The organism is Microbacterium sp. PRC9 (assembly GCF_031844125.1).
GTDB lineage: Bacteria > Actinomycetota > Actinomycetes > Actinomycetales > Microbacteriaceae > Microbacterium.
Map to the genome: position 1 here is coordinate 438361 of NZ_JAUZUR010000005.1, position 20207 is coordinate 458567.

The 20207-nt window shown below is 70.8% G+C and carries 12 protein-coding genes; 3 read left to right on the plus strand and 9 right to left on the minus strand.

Features of this window, described 5'->3' with window-relative positions; translation table 11 throughout:
* Positions 1-261 precede the first annotated feature (261 nt).
* Positions 262-6573, plus strand: coding sequence for a fibronectin type III domain-containing protein (locus tag Q9R33_RS13595; RefSeq protein WP_311294143.1), 6312 nt, complete (start codon positions 262-264; stop codon positions 6571-6573).
* Between the two features lie 181 nt (positions 6574-6754).
* Here Q9R33_RS13595 and Q9R33_RS13600 read toward each other — a convergent pair whose 3' ends face one another.
* The 5 genes from Q9R33_RS13600 to Q9R33_RS13620 all read right to left on the minus strand — a co-directional run bounded on the left by Q9R33_RS13600 (position 6755) and on the right by Q9R33_RS13620 (position 11077).
* Entirely contained in the window at positions 6755-7639 is an 885-nt protein-coding gene (locus Q9R33_RS13600; RefSeq protein WP_310243614.1) for a hypothetical protein, read from the minus strand.
* Between the two features lie 108 nt (positions 7640-7747).
* Entirely contained in the window at positions 7748-8881 is a 1134-nt protein-coding gene (gene menC, locus Q9R33_RS13605; RefSeq protein WP_311294111.1) for an o-succinylbenzoate synthase, read from the minus strand.
* 39 nt (positions 8882-8920) lie between these two features.
* Entirely contained in the window at positions 8921-9220 is a 300-nt protein-coding gene (locus Q9R33_RS13610; protein ID WP_056366456.1) for a hypothetical protein, read from the minus strand.
* A 77-nt stretch (positions 9221-9297) separates the two neighbouring features.
* Entirely contained in the window at positions 9298-10215 is a 918-nt protein-coding gene (locus Q9R33_RS13615; RefSeq protein WP_311294112.1) for a cyclase family protein, read from the minus strand.
* Between the two features lie 145 nt (positions 10216-10360).
* Entirely contained in the window at positions 10361-11077 is a 717-nt protein-coding gene (locus Q9R33_RS13620) for a GNAT family N-acetyltransferase (RefSeq protein ID WP_311294113.1), read from the minus strand.
* 97 nt (positions 11078-11174) lie between these two features.
* Between Q9R33_RS13620 and Q9R33_RS13625 the strand changes: the two genes are divergently transcribed.
* Positions 11175-12575 (plus strand): MFS transporter, encoded by a 1401-nt coding sequence (locus Q9R33_RS13625; protein WP_311294114.1) that lies wholly within the window; start codon positions 11175-11177, stop codon positions 12573-12575.
* A 135-nt stretch (positions 12576-12710) separates the two neighbouring features.
* Here the strand turns inward: Q9R33_RS13625 and Q9R33_RS13630 are convergent, their stop codons facing one another.
* Complete coding sequence (locus tag Q9R33_RS13630) at positions 12711-14000, minus strand: FAD-dependent oxidoreductase (protein WP_311294115.1); 1290 nt, start codon at positions 13998-14000, stop codon at positions 12711-12713.
* Between the two features lie 111 nt (positions 14001-14111).
* On the opposite strand from Q9R33_RS13630, the gene Q9R33_RS13635 reads away from it, so the two are divergent.
* The gene (locus tag Q9R33_RS13635) at positions 14112-15731 is read left to right on the plus strand and encodes a peptide MFS transporter (RefSeq protein ID WP_396654107.1); all 1620 of its coding nucleotides are present in this window, start codon (positions 14112-14114) and stop codon (positions 15729-15731) included.
* Here Q9R33_RS13635 and Q9R33_RS13640 read toward each other — a convergent pair.
* From Q9R33_RS13640 to Q9R33_RS13650, 3 genes are read right to left on the minus strand one after another with little or no spacing between them, the layout of a single operon-like run.
* Positions 15694-18417, minus strand: a complete 2724-nt coding sequence (locus Q9R33_RS13640) for a family 78 glycoside hydrolase catalytic domain (protein ID WP_311294116.1) — start codon at positions 18415-18417, stop codon at positions 15694-15696. The genes Q9R33_RS13635 and Q9R33_RS13640 overlap by 38 nt on opposite strands.
* Positions 18418-18470: 53 nt before the next feature.
* Complete coding sequence (locus Q9R33_RS13645; protein ID WP_311294117.1) at positions 18471-19322, minus strand: fumarylacetoacetate hydrolase family protein; 852 nt, start codon at positions 19320-19322, stop codon at positions 18471-18473.
* A complete protein-coding gene (locus tag Q9R33_RS13650; RefSeq protein ID WP_056366431.1) occupies positions 19319-20194 on the minus strand; it encodes a fumarylacetoacetate hydrolase family protein in 876 nt (291 codons plus the stop codon). The genes Q9R33_RS13645 and Q9R33_RS13650 overlap by 4 nt, the downstream gene beginning before the upstream one ends.
* Positions 20195-20207: the final 13 nt, after the last annotated feature.

Sequence of the window (20207 nt, forward strand, 5' to 3'; positions counted from 1 at the left end):
GCAAGGCCCGCAGGTCAACTCGTAAAAACGTTTCACAAAGCTCTTGCCTCATCGCGGACGCCCGTGCCAGACTGCGAGCGACCGCGATCGGAATACGCTTTCCGTGCGGTTGACAACAAAACCGGACCGCGGCCCCAGCTGCGATCCACCGGACAGGGCTCGAGTCCGTACGCGCCCGGTTCACGACGATGGATGCCGCGATGCCGCGGCGTGCGCCGTCATCCTTTGCCGATGCTGACAACAGGAGGAACCGTGCCCCACGTGTCCGCACGCGCCGACGGCGCGACGCGACCCGCAGAACACGCCCCCGCGGCCCGCGCACCCCGCCGCGGGCTTCGACTCACCGCGATCGCCGGCGCCACCGCCGTGGTCGCAGCTCTCATCACCGCGACCCCCGCCGCGGCACTGCTCCCCCCGGCCGACGACGGGGCATGGCGCTTCGACTTCGGAACCGCGACGAGCGCGGTCGCCGAAGGCTGGCAGCAGGTGCGCACGACATCGCTGTACACCGCTGAGGCGGGCTGGGGCATCACCGTGCCCGACGGCGTCACGCTCTTCGACCGCGACCGCAGCACCGACGGCTCCCCCGCGGGCCCGATGGAGGACGACTTCGTCGCCGGCACGAACTGGGGCTTCCAGCTCGACGGCCTGCCCGAGGGCGATTACGAGGTCACCGTGACGATCGGCGACGGGTTGAGCTCGGCATCCGGAACCAACGCCACCGTGACGCTCGAGGGCGTGGCCCAGACCCGCCTGACCTCGGCGCGCGGGCTCAACACGACCGCGACGTTCACCACCGCCGTCACCGACGGCCAGCTCACGGTGGGCTTCACCGGGTCGGGTCTCGGTGCCTTCGTCAACGGTCTCGTCGTCGCGCCGATCGTTCCCGACGCCCCGACCGGCCTCGCCACGACCCGTGTCGCCTGGAACGGCGTCGACCTCGCGTGGACCGCCGTCGACGGCGCGACGAAGTACCAGGTGCTCCGCGCCGACGTCGCGGACGACACCACCGGCGAATTCGCGCAGATCGCCGAGACCACCGCCCCCTCCTACAGCGACGCCTCGGTCGCCGAGGGCGCTTCGTACGCCTACGCGGTCGTCGCCGTGGACGACGACGGCGTGGCCTCCGCCCTGTCGGCCGAGGTGCGCTCGGGCATCGTCCCCGAGCTCGTCGCGCCGGCAGCCCCGGCCGACCTCGCCGTGGCGCAGGTCACCCGCGACGCGGTCGCGCTGTCGTGGTCGGCCGTCGCGAACGGCGACGAGTACGTCGTCGAGCGCGCCGGCGCCGATGGCGTCTTCTCCGTGCTGACGACGGTCACGACGCCCGGACACACGGATGCTGCCGACACGGCGCAGCAGTGGACCTACCGCGTCATCGCCCGCAACCAGGCGGGCTCGTCTCCCGCCTCGGCACCCGTCACCTCGAACGTCTACACCGCGCCGGCGCCGCTTCCGGCCGGTGACGTCGTGACGTTCGACTTCGGCCCGGGTCAGGTGGCCGACGGTGCACTGCCGGTGACGTCGGCGACGGCGTACAACCCGGAGTGGGGCTACGGCTTCTCGACCGCGCCCACCTCGGCGACGCCCGACGTCGACCGCGGCGGCTCCGACGCGCTGCGGGGCGACTTCGTCGCCGCGGCCGGTTCGACCTTCGAGGTCGACCTCGGCGCCGGCGACTACTCCGTGCGACTGGTCTCGGGCGACGCCCAGGCGGCGACCACGACCACCGTGATGGCCGAGAGCATCGCAAAGGTGCTGGCGAACCCGCAGGCCGCGGGCGCGTTCCTCGACATGTCGTTCACGATCGCGCTCGTCGACGGCACGCTGACGCTGCAGTTCGCGGGCGACGCCCCCGCCGTCAACGCGCTGACGATCACGCGCCTCCCGGCACGTGTCGCCGGGGCCCTCTCGACGGCCTTCATCACTGGCGACTCGACCGTGCAGACCTACGACCCGATCGCCTACGCGCCGCAGGCCGGCTGGGGCCAGATGATCGACCGGTTCTTCGCCGATGACGTCGCCTTCGCCAACCACGCGATCGGCGGCCGCTCGTCGAAGAACTTCATCACCCAGGGTCGTCTCGACGAGGTGCTGCGCAGCATCCGTCCCGGCGACTATCTGTTCGTGCAGTTCGGGCACAACGACGCGACCCAGGGCGTCGACGACCGCTACGCGAGCCCCGCGGACTACAAGGAGTACCTGCGGGTCTACGTCGACGGCGCGCGTCAGCGCGGCGCGACGCCGATCCTCGTCACGCCGGTCTCGCGGCGGAGCTTCGACGCGGCCACCGGCATCTTCAACGTGAGCTTCCCCGAGTACGTCGACAAGATGAAGGAGCTCGCCGCCGAGGAGGACGTGCTGCTCGTCGACCTGTCGGCATCCAGCCGCGCGTACCTGAACGAGATCGGGCCGGAGGCGGCGAAGGCCGTGTTCCTGCACGTCGATCCGGGCATCTTCGCGAACCGGCCCGCCGGCATCGTCGACGACACCCACTTCCAGGAGTACGGCGCGATCCAGATGGCCCGGCTCATCGCGCAGGATGTCGCGGGACTGGACTCGCCGCTCGCGGCGAAGGTCTCCGACATCGCACCGCCCGCCGACGTTCCCGCGGCTCCGCAGAACGTCGTGGCCGGCGCGATCAGCAACGGCGGCGCAACGCTCCAGTGGGATGCCTCGCCGACTGCCGACATCTACAAGATCTACCGTCAGGCGGTGGCCGACACGGCGCCCGAGTGGACGCTCGTGGGCATGGTGACGCAGACGAGCTCGATCGTGCAGGGTCTCGCCGAGGGCACCGGCTACCGGTACCGCGTCGTCGCGGTGAACGGCCGCGGAGAGTCCGCGCCGAGCGCCGCCGTGACCTTCACGACGAAGCAGGCGGTGTACAAGTACGACTTCCAGCTGGCGGGCAACCCCCTGATGGCGGGCTACACCGAAGTGAACCCGAACACGGCCTACACGGCCGAGCGCGGGTACGGCTTCCTCAACACCCTGGCCGCGAACGCCGGCCGTGACCGCGGCGCCGCGACCGGCTCGAACGACCTGGTGCGCGACTTCGTGCTCCCGGGCGACAGCTCGACCTTCGCCCTGGACGTCCCGAACGGCACGTACTCGGTGAAGACCTACTCGGGCGACTGGATCGGGTCGACGCGCACGAGCTTCCGCATCGAAGGCAAGGAGGCGGGCACCGGCAACGCCGGCACCGGCAGCGTCAACTCGACTCTGCGCGGACCGTACCTCGTCACCGACGGGCAGCTCAACGTCGAGGCGTACGGCGCCGCGGCGGGCACGCGCCTCAACGGCCTGGAGATCACGCCGATCCTGCTCGGACCCACCGGCCTCGAGGTGACCGACGTGAACGCCGACCCGGCAGCGCCCAGCGTCTCGCTGGCGTGGGACGCCGAGCCGGGCCTCACGTGGAACGTCTACCGGCAGTCGCCGTTCGACGCCAAGGCCGTGCTCGTCGCGGCGGTGAGCGAGCCCGAGTTCGTCGACACGACGGCTCGCGTCGGGCTCGACTACGCGTACCACGTGACCGCGGTCGACCAGACGCAGCTCGAGTCGGTGCCGTCGGCCACGGCCGAGGTCTCGTTCGTCGACGCCGACGTGACACCGCCCGCGGCCCCGTCGGGGCTCTCCGTCGAGAGCATCGACAAGCGAGCGGTGGAGTTCTCCTGGGCACAGCCGCTGGGCGCGCTGTACTACCTGGTGTTCCGCTCCGAGGTCGAGGGCGAGCGCGGCGAGCTGATCGGCGTAGCCGACGCGAGCCGCTACACCGACACCGACGTGCTCACCACGATCCCGTACTTCTACACGGTGGTCGCGGTGAACGCGGGCGGCGCCGGCGCCGCGTCGTCGCAGCTCGGCACCGAGGCGGTGACGGTGCTGCAGCGGCAGGCAGAGTACCTCGACCGCGCTCCGGCGGCGGTGGCGACGGATGCCGGGAACCTGGTGTCGTGGCGCATGCTCGGCACCGATCCCGACAGCGTGGCCTTCCACGTCTACCGTGATGGGAAGCGGGTCACGTCGGCGCCGATCACGGACTCGACGAACTATCTCGACGAGGCCGGGGCCGCAGCATCCGTCTACTTCATCACCAAGGTGCTGGACGGCGTCGAGACGACCGAGACGGACCCGTTCGGGGTGCAGACCGGTGCGTACCGGTCGGTCCCGCTCGACAAGCCGGCCGACGCCTACAGCAAGGACGGCCAGCCGTACACCTACTCCGCCAACGACACGAGCGTGGGCGATGTGGACGGCGACGGCCAGTACGAGCTGCTGGTGAAGTGGGACCCGTCCAACGCGAAGGACAACTCGCAGGCCGGGTACACCGGCAACGTGTACCTCGACGCCTACCGGCTCGACGGCACGCGGCTGTGGCGCATCGACCTGGGCGTGAACATCCGGGCCGGCGCGCACTATACGCAGTTCCAGGTGTACGACTACGACGGCGACGGACGTGCCGAGGTCATGATGAAGACCGGCGACGGCACGATCGACGGCATCGGCCAGCCGATCGGCAACGCCAGCGCCGACTACCGCAACAGCTCGGGCTACGTGCTCACAGGCCCCGAGTACCTCACGGTGTTCGACGGCCTGACCGGAGCCGCGATCGACACGGTGGACTACGTGCCCGCCCGCGGCGACGTCGGAGCCTGGGGCGACGCCTACGGCAACCGGGTGGACCGGTTCCTCGCGGCGACGGCCTACCTCGACGGCGAGCACCCGAGCGCGGTCTTCAGCCGCGGGTACTACACCCGCGCGGTGATGGCGGCGTACGACTTCGACGGCTCGCAGCTCACCGAGCGGTGGGTGCTCGACTCGAACGAAGACGGCAACGAGGGCTTCTACGGGATGGGCAACCACAACCTGTCGGTGGCCGACGTGGACGGCGACGCCAAGGACGAGATCGTCTACGGCTCGGCCACTGTCGACGACGACGGGCAGCTGCTCTACTCGACCGGACTCGGCCACGGCGACGCGATCCACGTGTCGGATCTCGTCCCCTCGAACCCGGGCCTCGAGGTCTTCGCGGCCCACGAGGACATGGGCAACTCGGGCAACCTCGGCGCGACCATGCGCGACGCCCGCACGGGCGAGGTGCTGTGGTCGATCCCCGCGGTGAAGGACACCGGCCGCGCGGCATCCGGCGACATCGATCCCCGTTACGAAGGGGCCGAGGGCTGGGCCATCGGCGGCGACGCCGCGTGGAACTCGCCCGTCGGGCAGCTGAAGTCGTCCACGGGCGAGCTCATCGCCGAGAGGATCCCCGCGGCGAACTTCCTCGCCTGGTTCGACGGCGACCCGCTCCGCGAGATCGTCGACCACGACTGGAATGCGACCACGTCGCAGGGCGTGCCGACGATCGCCAAGTGGAACTGGGAGACCGAGTCCGCCGACGTGATCGTGAAGGCCGACGGCGCCCGCTCGAACAACTCGACGAAGGGCACGCCCAACCTGCAGGCCGACCTGTTCGGCGACTGGCGGGAGGAGATCGCGTGGCGCTCGGCGGACTCGAGCGAGCTGCGGATCTACTCGACCGCCGACGAGACCGACCTGCGCATCCGCACGCTGATGCACGACCCGGTCTACCGCCTGTCGGTCGCGTGGCAGAACACCGGCTACAACCAGCCGCCGCAGACGTCGTTCTTCCTGGGCGACGGGATGACCACCCCGCCGGCACCGCGCATCGCGGTCACCGGTGACCCTTCGGGGGCGACGGACAACACCGCACCGGTGCTGTCGGGGCTGCCCGCGGACGGCACGCTGCTGCCGAGCACGGCGGCGTTCACGGTGGGGGTGAGCGCGGACGACCCCGAGTCGGGCGTGCGAAACCTCGACATCGCGTTCGACGGCGAGCCGGTCGCGCCGGGTCAGGTCATCGCGCTGACGGACCTCGTCGGCCCGCACACCTTGACGGTGAACGCGGTCAACCACGACGGCCTCGTCACCGCTGCGTCGGTGCAGCTGCTGGTGTTCGACGACGAAGGCGCCGCCGCCAAGCCCGGTCGCGGTGTGCTGTCGACGAACTCCGGCTGGGAGGACGGGCTGCACGACGGCACGTTCACGGTGTCGATGAACCTCTGGTCGGGGGTCAACGGCGCGGTGTACAAGCTGTACGAGAACGGCACCCTCATCTCGACGAAGCTGCTCGACGCGAACTCGCCGAAGGCGCAGCTGTCGACCGTCGACGTGTCGGGCAAGCCCAACGGCACCTACGTGTACACCGGCGAGCTCATCAACGCGAAGGGCACCACCTCGACCACCTCGGTCACGGTGAAGGTGAAGGACGCCGCGCCCGCCGCGCCCGTCCTCTCGCACGACAACTGGGACAAGGACGGCAACTACACCGTCACCGCCAATCTGTGGTGGGGCACCAACGGCACCGCCTACCGCCTGTTCGAGAACGGTGTGGTGATCGACGAGCAGTCGCTCACCGCCGCCTCCCCGAACGCGCAGCAGGCGAAGACCGCCGTCGCGGGACGCGCGCCCGGCACGTACACCTACGTCGCCGAGTTCGCGAACGCCGCCGGAGCCACCAGCTCCCAGGCGATCACGGTCACGGTGAGGTAGCCCGACTCAGGCGTTGCGGCCGGTCGTCTTCGGGCGGCCGGCCGCTTCGTGTCTGCGCCGGGCCCCGGGCGATTCGACTTCGCGCGCCAGAGCGCGCTTCGCTCAACGACCGATACTCAGGTTCCGGTCGTTGAGCGAGCTTGCGAGTCGAAACGCCCCGAACGCGGCGACGACTCTGAGCTCAGCCGCCGAATCCGCACCAGGCCGCGACCCACGACAGGATCCGGCCGCGCAGCTCATCGCCGACGAACAGCTCGATCTCGCCGGGCTCCCCCGCCACCTCGACGCGCACGTCGAAGATCGTGCCGCGCTTGTCCTCTTGCACGGCGTGCGGGTCGCAGCGGAACGGCACGATCGGCAGCGTGATGACGATCGGCGTCTCCTCACCCTCGGCGACCTCGAGGTCGAGCGGGAACGCCCCGTCCACGGTGGCAGATCCGAAGTCGAGGAGGTTCGTGCCCTGCACGCCCGCGATCGTGGCGGCGGCGCCACCGGCCGGGGTGACGGTCAGCTCGAGTGCGGCCGGCTCGCCGGGGGCGGACGCCTGGAACCCTGTGAAGGCGAGGGTCGCGGCATCCGCCAGTCGCTCGCGCAAGCACTCGCGGGCGTGGAGTGGGGCGACGAATCCCAGCGGGTCGGTCGCGGCTGCTTCGATCTCGTGTGTGCCCGACTCCTCGATGACCTCGAGCACGACGACCGGCTGCCCCTCGTCGGACGCCCCGCACGAGACCGGCGGAAGCTGCACGCGGATGTCGACTCCACCGCCGGCGCGGACCGTGCTGGTGCGCCCCGCCACGACCCTCGTCGCCGGGCCGTCGAAGCGAGCGTCCTGCACCCGCACGTCGCCGATCACGAGCTGCTCGGCGGATCGGTTCACCACCCGCACCTGCGCCTGCCGCGGCGCGACGTCGGCGCGCAGCTGCGCGAGCTCGACGCTCACCCCGGCGGGAACCGTCGGCTGTGCGAGGGGATCGGTGCCTGGCGTGGCCGCGCAGCCGCCGAGGGCCAGGACTCCGGCGACCGCCAGCGAGAGCGCTCCGCGCCCGCGATCATGCCGGGAACGCATCCTGCCGCGGTCTCCCGATCTCCTGGTGTCTCCGCTGTGTCGCGGCATCCGCTCACCGATTCTGAGGAGTTCCGCACTCCGTGGCCGCTGCACGATACTCCGCGATGGTCACCGCGTCAGCGTCTCGCGGGCGACGGTGAAGTCCTCGAGCGCCACCGGGTCGATGTCGACGCCGAGGCCGTGGCCGATCGGCACCCGCACATGCCCGTCTTCGAGCACGGCGGGCTCGGTGACGATGTCGCGCGTGTAGAAGCGGCTCGAGGCCGAGACGTCGCCTGGCAGCGTGAAGCCCGGGAGCGCCGCGAGGGCCGCATTGGCGGCACGGCCGATGCCGGTCTCGAGCATGCCGCCGCACCACACCGGCACCCCGGCCGCGAGGCAGCGGTCGTGGATCTTGACCGCTTCGAGGTAGCCGCCGACCCTGCCGGCCTTGATGTTGATGACGGATGCCGAGCCCAGCGCGAGCGCGTCGGCGGCCGCCTTGTCGGACACGATGGACTCGTCGAGGCATACGGGGGTGCGCAGGCGCCGAGCGAGCGTCGCGTGGTCGACGAGGTCGTCCTCCTGCAGCGGCTGCTCGATGAGGAGCAGGTCGAAGCGGTCGAGCTCGGCGAGGGTGTCGGCATCCGCCATCGTGAAGGCGGAGTTCGCGTCGACCTGCAGCGGGATCGCGCCGAACGCATCGCGCACGGCGGCCGTGTCGCCGACGTCGCGGCCGGGCTTGATCTTGATCTTGATGCGCACGTAGCCCTCGTCGAGGTAGCCGCGCACGGTCTCGACGAGCGCCGCGGGATCGCGCTGGATGCCGACCGACACCCCGCTCGGCACACGGTCGCGCACCGCCCCGGCGTACTCGGCGAAGCTGCGTCCCTCGGCGCGCAGCGCCGCATCGAGCACGGCGAGCTCGAGTCCGGCCTTGGCCATGCGGTGGCCCTTGAAAGGCTCGAGCACGCTCGCGACCTGCTCGGGCGCGAGGCGCTCCCGGTCGAGGAGCGCCGGCGCGAGGAAGCGCAGCGCGACGTCCCACGCGCCCTGGGTGTACTCGCTCGAGTACAGCGGATCGGCCTGCGTGACGACCTCGCCCCAGCCGTCGCCGTCAGTGGTGAGCGCCCGCACGACGATGACCTCACGCACCGTCTCGGTGCCGAACGACGTGGTGAACGGGGCGACGAGCGGCAGGTGCAGCACCCGCAGCTCGAATCCTTCGAGGGCGACGGATGCCGCCGGCCGGGCGATGGGCATGCGCTCAGCGTACGCCCGGCCGGCGACGGAGCGAGGCGGTCAGTGCGCGAAGCGCGCAGTCGCGGCGTCCCGGAGGACCGGGACGTACGTGGACCGGGCGACCCGCGGCCGCCGGCGACGCGGTTCTGCCGGCGCCGTGTGGTGCGCCGTTCCCCGCAGCGCGTCGCTCATAGCGACGATCAGGGTCTCGATGTGCTCGCGCATGGTTCCTCCTCGTTCGTAGAAGAGGAGATGCTCGGGGCGGTGCTGATACATCACCCGCCGCGTCGCGAGGGCCAGCTCTTCGTGGGCCGACTGATCGGCGAACGAACTGATCGGTACACCTGCGTACCCGTCCATGACCCCACGGTACGAGGGGGTTCCGACATCGGTGATGATCTCCCGGGCGCGCCGGCGGCTCCGGGAAAAGTCCGCGGTCAGGCAGGGAGTTCGGCGAAGGCGCGCACGGGGAAGGTGCCGAACCCCTCGACCGCGGGCGGCGCCGCGGTGAACCGCGCGCCGCGCGGCGGCACCGAGCCGAGGTTCGTCAGGTGCTCGACGACGTGCACGCCGGCGCCGAGCAGCAGCGAGTGCGCGGGCCGCTCGCCGCCCGACTCGGTGTCGTCGATGTTCACCGAGTCGATGCCGACGAGCACCGCCCCGGCATCGATGAGCCACTGCGCAGCCTCGCCCGTGAGGAACGGCGCCCCGGCTCCGTACTCCGGCTGCCCGAACCAGCGGTCCCACCCGGTGTGCAGCAGGACGGCCGCGCCGCGCACGTCGCGATCGGCGAGCGTGGCGGAACGGATGCCTCGGCGCGCGGCCTCCCACGCGTCCTCGAGGTGGAACACCTCGGCGCGCAGGCCGACGAGCGACGACAGCTCGAGACCCGCCAGGTCACTGCCGTCGGCGTATCGGTGGAACGGCGAATCGAGGTAGGTGCCGGTGTTGCCGATCATGTGGATGACGTCCATCGCGAACTCCGTCCCCGGCGCGTAGCGGGCGCGCGAATCCTCGCGCGTGAGGTGGGGCGTGATCGTCGGCGCGGGAAGGCCGGGGTAGGTGACGAGCCCGGCGCGGATCGGGTGGCTGAGATCGACCACCCGCGTCTCGCCGGCGGCCGGGGACGCGGCATCCACTCCCCTGCTGCCGCGGTGCGGCTCCTCGACGATGCGCAGGCCCCGCAGCTCCACCTCGTCGACGAGCGCCAGCCCGAGGTGCGCGATCAGCAGGCGCGCGATCTCGTCCTCGGTCGCATCCGCGCTCGGGAGGTCCAGCCGGAACCCCGTGCCGGCGAGGCCGCCGCCGTTGGCGAAGCGGATGTCGAAGTCGAAGTGGGCGCGGTACTCGGGCATGCCGGTCAGCCTAGGGGCGCAGCATCCGCGCGGACTGCCACTCATCGCCGAATTCCGGTCGTTGAGCGAGCGTGCGAGTCGAAACGCGTGGGGCCTTCTCGAACACGCATCGCGTTTCGACTTCGCGCGCCAGAGCGCCCTCCGCTCAACGACCGGGAACGAGCAGGTACCCCCGCGCATCGTCGAAGCCTCCGATGACGAGGCCTTCGGCCAGGTGCCCGACGAGCTGCTCGCGCACGTGCGCGCGCCAGACCGCGGCATCCACCGGCGTCTCGCGGCGGAGGATCTCGATGTCGTGCGGGATCTCGACCGAGGCGACCACGCGCTCGTCCTCGGGGGTGGGCACGGGCGGCGCGGCGAGCGCCCACGACACCATGATGCGGTCGGTCTCGTCGCCGCGGTTGACGCCGTCGTCCATCGGGCCGTAGTGGTTCACGAGGTATTCGGTGACCCGCGTGCCGAGCACGCGCAGGTTGAAGTGGGCGTTGCGCGCGACGAGCGGGTCGAACGTCCACGTGATGTGGCCGACGCCTCGGGCGAGCGCCCACTCCTGCTGGTGCCGCTTGAGCACGCGGCCGAGCCCCTGCGACTGGTGGTCGGGGAGCACGCCGGTGATGTGGCTGTGCATCGAGCGCGCGGCGGGCTCCGCGAAGAACGCGACGGACGCCCCGACCATGCGCTCCTCGTCGTACAGGCCGACGGCGTAGTTGCCGGCGTGGGCGAGGGCGCGCAGCAGGTTCGGCGGCATGCCGCCCCGGTCGCCGCCCCACACCTCGGCGAGCACCTCGGAGGCGCGGTGGACCTCTTCGACCGTGTCGAGGAAGCGGATGTCGATGCCGGGCGGCGTCGCGGTCTCGGGCATGCCCTAAGTCTGCACCCGCGGAGCCCGGCGCTCAGAGCCCAGATAGCCTGAACTGATGGGCACGGGTGACGAGGACGCGAGAAGAAGACTCACCCGGATGCCTCGCCAGGGCGCCATCGTCGCGGTCCTGGCGATCGCGGGGCTCGCGTCGTCGTTCATGTTCACGCTGGTCGTGCCCATCCAGTCGAAGCTGCCCGAGCTCCTGAACGCGAGCCGCGACGACACCGCGTGGGTCGTGACCTCGACCCTTCTCGCGGCCGCGGTGATGACCCCGATCGCCGGACGTCTCGGCGACATGTACGGCAAGCGCCGCATCGTGCTCGTGCTGCTGGCGCTGCTGGTCGTCGGATCGGTGATCGCCGCCGCCTCCCCCGGCATCGTCGGTGTCATCATCGGGCGCACGCTGCAGGGCGCCGTGACCGGCGTGATCCCCCTCGGCATCTCGATCCTGCGCGACGTGCTGCACGAAGACCGGGTCGACTCCGCCATCGCCCTCATCAGTGCCACGCTCGGCGTCGGCGGTGCGCTGGGGCTTCCGATCAGCGCCTTCATCACCGAGCGCAGCGACTGGCACGTGCTGTTCTGGGTCGCCGCCGGCCTCGGCGTGATCGTCTTCGCCCTCGTGCTGTGGATCGTGCCGGTGAGCGCCCTGCGCACGGGCGGGAAGTTCGACTACCTCGGCGCGGCCGGCCTCGCCGTCGGACTCGTCGGCGTGCTGCTCGCGGTGTCGCGAGGCAACGAGTGGGGCTGGACCTCCCCCGTGGTGCTCGCCTGCGGCCTCGGCGGCCTCGCCGTGCTGCTGCTGTGGGGCTGGTACGAACTTCGCATCACGGACCCGCTGCTCGACCTCCGCGTCGCGGCGCGGCGCCCTGTGCTGCTCACCAACCTCGCCTCGATCGCGTTCGGCTTCTCGCTGTTCGCGTCGAACGTGATCTACCCGCAGATGCTCGAACTTCCGAGCGCGGCAGGCGGGTTCGGCCTGTCGCTGGTGGCCGCGAGCCTCATCGTGATGCCGGCAGGTCTCGTGATGATGGTGCTCTCGCCCTTCTCGGGGCAGCTCGCGCGTACGGTCGGGCCCAAGCTGCTCCTCGTCGTCGGCGCCATCGCGCTCGTCATCACCTACGGGTTCACCCTCCTGTTCGCGAGCGAGGTGTGGCAGCTCCTCGTGGCGAACATCGGCATCGGCTTCGGCATCGGCTTCGGCTACGCGGCGATGCCGATGCTCATCATGCGCTCGGTGCCGCAGTCCGAGACGGGCGCGTCGAACGGCCTCAACGCGCTGTTCCGCTCGCTCGGCACCAGCACCGCCGCGGCCGTGATCGGCGCGGTTCTCGCGACCTTCGCGGTCGAGGTCGACGGCGTGCCGGTGCCCGATCCGGCGGCGTTCCACATCTCGTTCCTGCTCGGCGGCGGGGCCGCGCTCGTCGCGCTGCTCGTCGCACTGTTCATCCCTCGCCACCACGCGCCCCAGGAGCGGCATCCGTCCCTCCCGGAGTGACTATCGCGCTGCTTCTCAGCTGAGGAGCAGCACCTCGTCCTCAAATGAGGACCTGAGCCGAGATGCGGAGCGAACCCGCCCGAACGCTCCTCAACGCGGCGCAGGTCCTCAACTGAGGACCGATGTCGAAGGCCCTCAGCTGAGGAACGACCGCTCAGCGCCCCGGGCGGGCACGGGGGTCAACCGCGCGAGCCTCGGGGAGTCCGGCGCGAGGCGCTCGGCGACGGCGACCGCCGAGAGGATCGCGCTCTCGTGCGAGTCGGCGTCGGCGGTGTAGAGCCCCGCGAGCGAGACGCCGTGCCGCCCCTGCAGCGGGCGCAGCCGTCGCTGCGCGTCGAAGTACTCGGTGTCGATGAGGCCGTGCCGGTAGGTCGCGGTCGCGTAGAGCGGCTGCGGCAGCTCATCGTCGTACGTCACCCAGCTCTTGAAGACGTCGACCCCGCGCGAGGGGCTCCAGATCGACAGCGAGCTGTGCGCAGCATCCGTCCGCACGTTCACGACCGACCACGCGCGCTCGTCGTGCGGCATCAGCCGCCGGTCGCCGTGAATGGCGATCGTCGTGTCGAAGTATCCGAAGCGGGCCAGCTGCGCCGTGAGTTCGGCGAGCTCCGGCAGCGGCGCGAGCAGGTCGTGCGCCGTGCGTGCGTCGCACGCGAACACGAGATGGTCGAACGGATGCTGCGCCCCGGCCGCCTCGACGAGCAGCGTGCCGTCGGCATCCCGCGTGACGGAATCGACCGGAGCGCCGGTGCGCAGGTGCGCGCGCTCGAGTGAGGCGACGAGGGCGTCGACGTAGACGCGGAGCCCGCCCGGGATCTCGCTCTGCTCGGGCGGCGTCAGGCCCCGCGGAAGGTTCGCCCCCAAGTAGTACAGCGCGTTGTACGCGGCGAACCGGCGGAAGTCGGCGAGGTCGACGCACCAGAACGCGAGCAGCAGCGGGAAGAGGAAGTCGTCGACGAACGCCTTCGGCAGCCGCTCGCGCTCGACGTACTCGGCGATGGTCACGGTCGTGTCGTGCTCGGCGAGGAACGCCGGCAGCCGCGACAGGAACGCGCGGAAGCGCACAAGGTGGACGATCGCGCGCGGCGTGAGCGACGCCCACACCGGCCGGCCGCGCCGGATCGGTGGCATCGCGACGGGCCGGGTGCCGTCGCGGCGCGATACCGTCAGGGTCGCCGGGTACGTCGTGCGCGGCACCTCGAGCTCGTCGAGCAGCCGGTTGAACGTCGCGTAGGCGGCGCTGCGCGCGAAGAACTGGAACCCGGCGTCGATGCGGAGCGCCTGGCCGTCGACCTCGACGTCGACGGTGTGCGCGTGGCCGCCGAGCCGGTCGTCCTTCTCGAACAGCGTGACATCGTGGTCGTGCTCGAGCAGCCACGCGGCCGCAAGTCCCGCGGCGCCGCCGCCGATGATGCCGATCCGCATGTGCGCGCCGTTCTGTGAGCCCCCGCTCAGACTAGGGCGTTCGCCCCAGGGCTATCGCGCCCGCGCACCCCGTCGCTAGCCTGACGTCAACCGGGGCGACGGGAGCAGGCGATGGACGGGCGTGATCAGGGCTTTCAGGGGGACGACGCGGCGCGGGGCGATCGCAAGCCCGAACAGGTGCCGGTCGGCCCGCCCGACGGGGCCACCGCCGCGGCGGACGCCACCCGAACCGGCACGGTCGCAGCGAGGAGCGGCACCGACGCCGCCGGAACCACCGCCCCGGAAGACGGCGCCGACCACGACACCCGGTTCTTCGGGCAGCCGTGGGCCCTCGCGCACATCTTCGGCGTGGAGATGTGGGAGCGGTTCAGCTTCTACGGCATGCAGGGCATCCTGCTCATCTACATGTACTACTCCGTCGCCGACGGGGGCCTGGGCATCCCGGAGGCGACGGCGACCGGCATCGTCGGCGCCTACGGCGGCACCGTGTACCTCTCGACGATCCTCGGCGCCTGGGTGGCGGACCGCTTGCTCGGCTCGGAGCGCGTTCTGTTCTTCAGCGCGTGGGTCATCATGGCGGGGCACATCGCCCTCGCTCTGCTCCCGAGCGTGTGGGGGCTCGGCGTCGGCCTCATCCTCGTCGCCGTCGGCTCGGGCGGGCTGAAGGCCAACGCGACCGCCGTCGTCGGCACGCTGTACACCCCGAAGGATCCGCGCCGCGACGCGGGGTTCTCCCTCTTCTATCTCGGCATCAACCTCGGCGCGTTCCTCGGCCCGATCGTGACCGGGTTCCTGCAGAGCAACGTCGGGTTCCACTGGGGCTTCGGGGTCGCGGCGATCGGCATGGCCATCGGCCTCATCCAGTACTCGTTCGGACGCAAGCAGCTGCCGGCGTCGTCGCGGGTGGTCGCGAACCCGCTCCCCTCGAACCGCCGGGGCATGATGATCGGCATCGGCATCGCGGGGCTGCTGCTCATCGTCGTACTCGTGCTCACGGGGGTGATCCGCGCCGACAACCTCGCCGGCGTCGTGATCCTCGTCACGCTTGCGGCTGCCATCGCCTACTTCTGCGTGATCATCTCGTCGCGGGCGATCAGCGGCGACGACCGCTCGCGAGTCATCGGGTTCATCCCGCTGTTCGTCGTGAACGTCGGCTTCTGGTCGTTGTACCAGCAGCAGTTCACGGTGCTGACCATCTACTCCGACAAGCAGCTCGACCGAACGATCTTCGGCTGGGAGATGCCGGTGTCGTGGGTGAACTCCATCAACCCGGTCTTCGTCATCATCCTGTCGGGCGTCTTCGCCGCCATCTGGACGAAGCTCGGCGACCGCGCCCCGTCGGCGCCCGTGAAGTTCTCGCTCGGCGCGATGATCATGGGCCTCGCGTTCCTGCTGTTCCTGCCGTGGGCGAACGGCGCCCCGAACTCGACACCGCTGCTGGCGATCGTGATGATCCTCTTCGTGTTCACCATCGCCGAGCTGTTCATCTCCCCGCCGGGACTCTCGGTGACGACGAAGCTCGCGCCCGAGCGCTTCCACACGCAGATGGTGGCGCTGTACTTCCTCTCGATCGCGCTCGGCACCGCGATCGCCGGCTGGCTGGCACAGTTCTACGACCCCGAGAACGAGATCCCCTACTTCACGATCCTCGGCGGCATCGCGATCGTGCTGGGCCTCGCGCTGCTCGCCGCGGTCAAGCCGGTGCTGAAGCTGATGCGGGGAGTGCGGTAGGCAGCGTGTGGCGCGTGCGCCCGGGCTCCAACGCGATCTCTCCTGCAGGCGTCGCCAGCCGGGCGGTCACGCCGTGCGGCACGTCGACGGTCACGGATGCCGCACCCGCGGCGACCGCCCACTCCACGCCGAGCCGCCCGTAGGGCGTGCCGACGTGCGCGCGCACCTGGCCGACCCCGGCATCGAAGTCCGGCTGGATGACGGCGGTGCGATAGCCGGGCGAGGTGGAGCGGATGCCGGCGACCCGGCGATAGAGCCAGTCGTCGACGCTCCCCGGCGCGTAGTGGTTGAACGACATCGGGCGGATCGAACCGTCCGGCGCGATCGCATCCCACGTCTCCCAGATGGTCGTCGCGCCGTTGTCGACCTCGTAGAGCCACGACGGCATCTCGGACTGCCACAGCAGGGTGCGGGCGAGTTCGGGGTGACCGTGATCGCACAGCACATCGAGCAGGTACGGCGTCGAGAGGAAGCCGGTGTCGAGCCGGTCGCCTCGCTCGTGGACGAGTTCGACGAGCCGCGCGGTCGTGCGGGCGCGCAGCCCGGCAGGCACCATGTCGAACGCGAGCGCGACGACGTAGACACCCTGGAGGCGCACCGGCAGGTCGCCGTCGGCGTCGACGTACTCGGCGGCGAAGGCGGCACGCACCCGAGCTGCCCGCTCGGCGAGGTCGGCGGCATCCGTGGGTCGTCCGAGCACTTCTGCCGCTTGAGCGGCGATCGTGAGCGTGTTCGCCTGGAACATCGGAGCGAGGTACTCGCTGGTGAGGGCCGGCGCGATGCCGATGGCTTCGTGGGTCGGCAGCCCCTCCATCGTGCTCGGCGTCAGCCAGTCGCCGAAGTGCGAGCCGGTGTTGTAGAGCAGCGCCTGCGCGCGGGTGCGCGCCTCGGCGAGGTCCACGCCCGCGAGCGACGCGGGCAGCTCCGCCGCCGCAGTGCGGCGCTGGTACTCGATCCACCGGAGCATCGCGTCGAAGTTCTCCTCGAGCACGCGGACGTCGCCGGTGCGCTCGTAGAGGGTCCACGGCACGATCGCGACGGCGTCGCTCCATCCGGCCGCGGCCACGATCGAGCCGATGCCCTGCGCGTTCGCCGCGGCCTCCGCATCGAACGGCGAGCGCGGCGAGAAGATCGGGATGCGGCCGTCCGGCAGCTGGTCGGCCCGCAGGTTGTCGAGCCACCGCTCGAGGAACGGCAGCACCTGCGCGTTGTTCGTCGCCGCGCCGGCGAACGCCTGGATGTCGCCGGTCCAGCCCGCGCGCTCGCGCTGCGGGCAGTCGGTCGGCATCGACAGGAAGTTGCCGCGCTGGCTCCACACGACGTTCTGGTGCAGGCGGTCGAGGCGGGGATCGGATGCCGCGAACGCGCCGGTCTGCTCCAGATCGCTCGCGAGCACCACGGCGACGACGTCGTCCGGCTCGAGCGGCGCGGTCGAACCGCTGATGCGCGCGTACCGGAAGCCGTGGAACGTGAACTCGGGCTCCCACTCGTCCGCTCCGCCGGCCGAGACGAAGACGTCCGTCTGCTCCTTGTTGATGCCGACGATGTTGGCGAACCACGAGCCGTCGGCCGCGAGCGTCTCGGTGTGCTCGATCGTGACGCGGTGACCAGCGGTCATGTCGCGCAGACGCACCCGCACGCGACCGACGAGCACCTGGCCGAAGTCCACGATCGTGCCCTGCGCGGTCTCGACGAGCGCGACCGGGCGCACCTCGAGCACCCGGCGTACCGGCTCGCCGCGGAACGGCACCAGAACGGCGTGATCGGTGCCGACCTCGGCCACCGGCATCCATCCGCCGTCGTCGAATCCGGGGCGGTCCCAGCCCGACGGCACCGCCCGGCGATCGAAGCTCTCGCCGACGAACAGATCGGCGTACGCCCACGGCCCGGGCGCGCTGCGCACATCGGCGCCGGAGGTCACGAGCTGGGTCGTGCCATCGGCGTAGTCGACGTGCAGCTGCCAGATCGCCGACGTGCGCGTGCCGAACTGCGCGCTCGAGCCCGTGAGGCCCAGCCGGCCGGCCCACCAGCCGTCGGCCAGCGCCAGCCCGAGGACGTTCTCGCCCTCGACGAGCGCCGCCGTCACGTCGGACGACGTGAACGAGATGCGGTGCTCGTAGCTGTCGAACCCGGGCGCGAGGACCTGGTCGTCCGCGCGCCGGCCATTGACGGACGCGGAGTACACGCCGCGAGCGGTCGCGAACAGCCGCGCCCGCACGACGCCGGGACCGATCTCGAACGCCTGCCGCAGCAGCCGCGGGGGCCGCAGGCGCTCTTCGGGCGGCGAGTCGGGGCCGAGTCCGCGGATCCAGTCGACGATGCTCCACCGCTCGATGACCGCGTCCCGCTGCCCGGGCTCGATCCAGGGCGCGACCCAGTCGGAGGCATCCAGCAGCGACGTCTCGAACGTCGAGGTGGCCCAGTCCGACCATTCGCCGCCCGACGGACGACTGCGCACGCGCCATTCGTAGACGGTGTTCGAGGTCAGCGCTTCGCCCGCGTAGAGGGCGGGAGCGGCATCCGCCTTCTCGATCTCGCCGCTCGCCCAGACGAGCCTGCCCCCGGTCGACACCTCCAGCTCGCACGCCGCGCGCGCGTGGTCGACGAGCCACGAGAGGCGGGGCTGCCGCGCCCCGAGGGCGATCGGGGCGCGGAGGTGTTCGACGCGCAGGTCGTACGGTGTCATGTGTCCTCGCAGAAGGTGCCGGGCGCCTCGACGGGCTCAGCGACCGGGTGGGGTCAGGGCGCAGACGTGAAGTGCGTGGTGAGGGTGCCGATGCCCTCGATCTCGCTCACGAGCACATCGTCGGGCGTGATGAACCGGGGCGGGGTGCGGCGGTTGCCGATGCCCGACGGCGTGCCCGAGAAGATGATGTCGCCCGGGAGCAGCGGGCACACCGCCGACAGCCGCATCAGCAGCTCGGGCACGTCGTACAGCATCATCGAGGTGCGCGAGGCCTGCATGCCCTCGCCCGACAGCGTGCACGAGATGGCGAGGTCGTCGCGGTCGGCGAACTCGTCCGGTGTCACGAGCCACGGCCCGGTCGGGCCGAAGCCGGGAAATGACTTGCCGAGGCTGAACTGCGGCGCCGAGCCCTGCAGCTGCGTGACGCGCTCCGACAGGTCCTGGCCGATCGTGAGCCCTGCGACGTGATCCCACGCGTGCTCCCGGTCGACGCGGTACGCCTCACGGCCGATCACCACGACGAGCTCGACCTCCCAGTCGATGTTGCCCTCGGGCAGCTCCACGACGGCCTCCGGGCCGACGATCGACGACGGGAACTTCGTGAACGTGACCGGCATCTCATCCGGCGGGTATCCGGCCTCCGCGGCGTGCTCGGCGTAGTTCAACCCGATCGCGAACACCTGCCGCGGGCGAGGCACCGGCGCGCCGAGTCGGGTCGCCTCGAAGGCGATGGATGCTGCGGCCGCAGCATCCGGAACCGCCGACGCCCACTCCGCGAAGGCCTGCCAGTCGTCGAACAGCGCCTGGGGGTCCGAACCGAAGCGACCGTCCGATGCCTGCTCGACGTCGACCGCGCGGTCGCCGGTGACGACGACCGCGCGACCGGCGAGGTTCGCGAGCCTCACCAGTCGACTCGCTGCGGGGCGGGCTCGCCGTAGCGGTCCTCCCAGCTGATGACCTTGTTGCGCAGCGTCCCGATGCCGGTGATCTCGGCCTCGATCTGGTCGCCGGGCTTCAGGTAGAAGTCGAACGGGTTGTCCTGGATGGCCGCGACGCCCGAGATCGTGCCGGTGGTGATGATGTCGCCGGCGCTGTAGATCTGCGGCGAGTGGTAGGCCACCAGGTGCGGGAACTTGATGCGGGTCTGGTTCGTGTTGCCCTGCTGGCGCACCTCGCCGTTCACACGCAGCTGCATCGGCAGCTCGTGCATGTCGGGCACCTCGTCGCGCGTGACGATCCACGGGCCGATGGGGCAGAACGTGTCGATCGCCTTCGAGAACGAGAAGACGCCCGACTCCATCTCCTTGCGCTGGATGTCGCGCGCCGAGATGTCGTTGAACACCGTGAAGCCCGCGATGTAGTCGTCGGCCTCGTCGGGTCCGAAGAACTTGCCCGACTTGCCGATGATGATGGCAAGCTCGAGCTCGTAGTCCATCTCCTTCGTGAGGTGGTCCGGGTAGACGATGTCGTCGTCGGGGCCGATGATCGCGTCGACGTTCTGGAAGAACACGATGCCCTTGTGGACGGGGTGCGACCAGTTGACGGCCTCGAGCTCGTTGTGATGGTCGGCGAAGTTGCCCGCGGTGTGGAAGAACTTCTTGGGGCGGATGGGCGCCTCGAGCTTCACGTCGGCGTACGCGAGGCGCTCGCCGGTCTCGGTGACCTGGCCGCCCCGCTCGAAGTACTCGCGGGTCGAGGGGACGTCGAGCTCGATCACGACGCCTTCCTCGAGTTCCAGCCGGCCGACGCGTCCGCCGTCGAAGGTGATGAGCTTCATGGGTTCTGTCTCC

Coding starts and splice junctions, on each gene's coding strand:
- Q9R33_RS13600 (WP_310243614.1), bottom strand. CDS start 7,639: ATGCGTTCCCGGCATGATCGCGGGCGCGGAGCGCTCTCGCTGGCGGTC.
- menC (WP_311294111.1), bottom strand. CDS start 8,881: ATGCCCATCGCCCGGCCGGCGGCATCCGTCGCCCTCGAAGGATTCGAG.
- Q9R33_RS13610 (WP_056366456.1), bottom strand. CDS start 9,220: ATGGACGGGTACGCAGGTGTACCGATCAGTTCGTTCGCCGATCAGTCG.
- Q9R33_RS13615 (WP_311294112.1), bottom strand. CDS start 10,215: ATGCCCGAGTACCGCGCCCACTTCGACTTCGACATCCGCTTCGCCAAC.
- Q9R33_RS13620 (WP_311294113.1), bottom strand. CDS start 11,077: ATGCCCGAGACCGCGACGCCGCCCGGCATCGACATCCGCTTCCTCGAC.
- Q9R33_RS13625 (WP_311294114.1), top strand. CDS start 11,175: ATGCCTCGCCAGGGCGCCATCGTCGCGGTCCTGGCGATCGCGGGGCTC.
- Q9R33_RS13630 (WP_311294115.1), bottom strand. CDS start 14,000: ATGCGGATCGGCATCATCGGCGGCGGCGCCGCGGGACTTGCGGCCGCG.
- Q9R33_RS13635 (WP_396654107.1), top strand. CDS start 14,112: ATGGACGGGCGTGATCAGGGCTTTCAGGGGGACGACGCGGCGCGGGGC.
- Q9R33_RS13640 (WP_311294116.1), bottom strand. CDS start 18,417: ATGACACCGTACGACCTGCGCGTCGAACACCTCCGCGCCCCGATCGCC.
- Q9R33_RS13650 (WP_056366431.1), bottom strand. CDS start 20,194: ATGAAGCTCATCACCTTCGACGGCGGACGCGTCGGCCGGCTGGAACTC.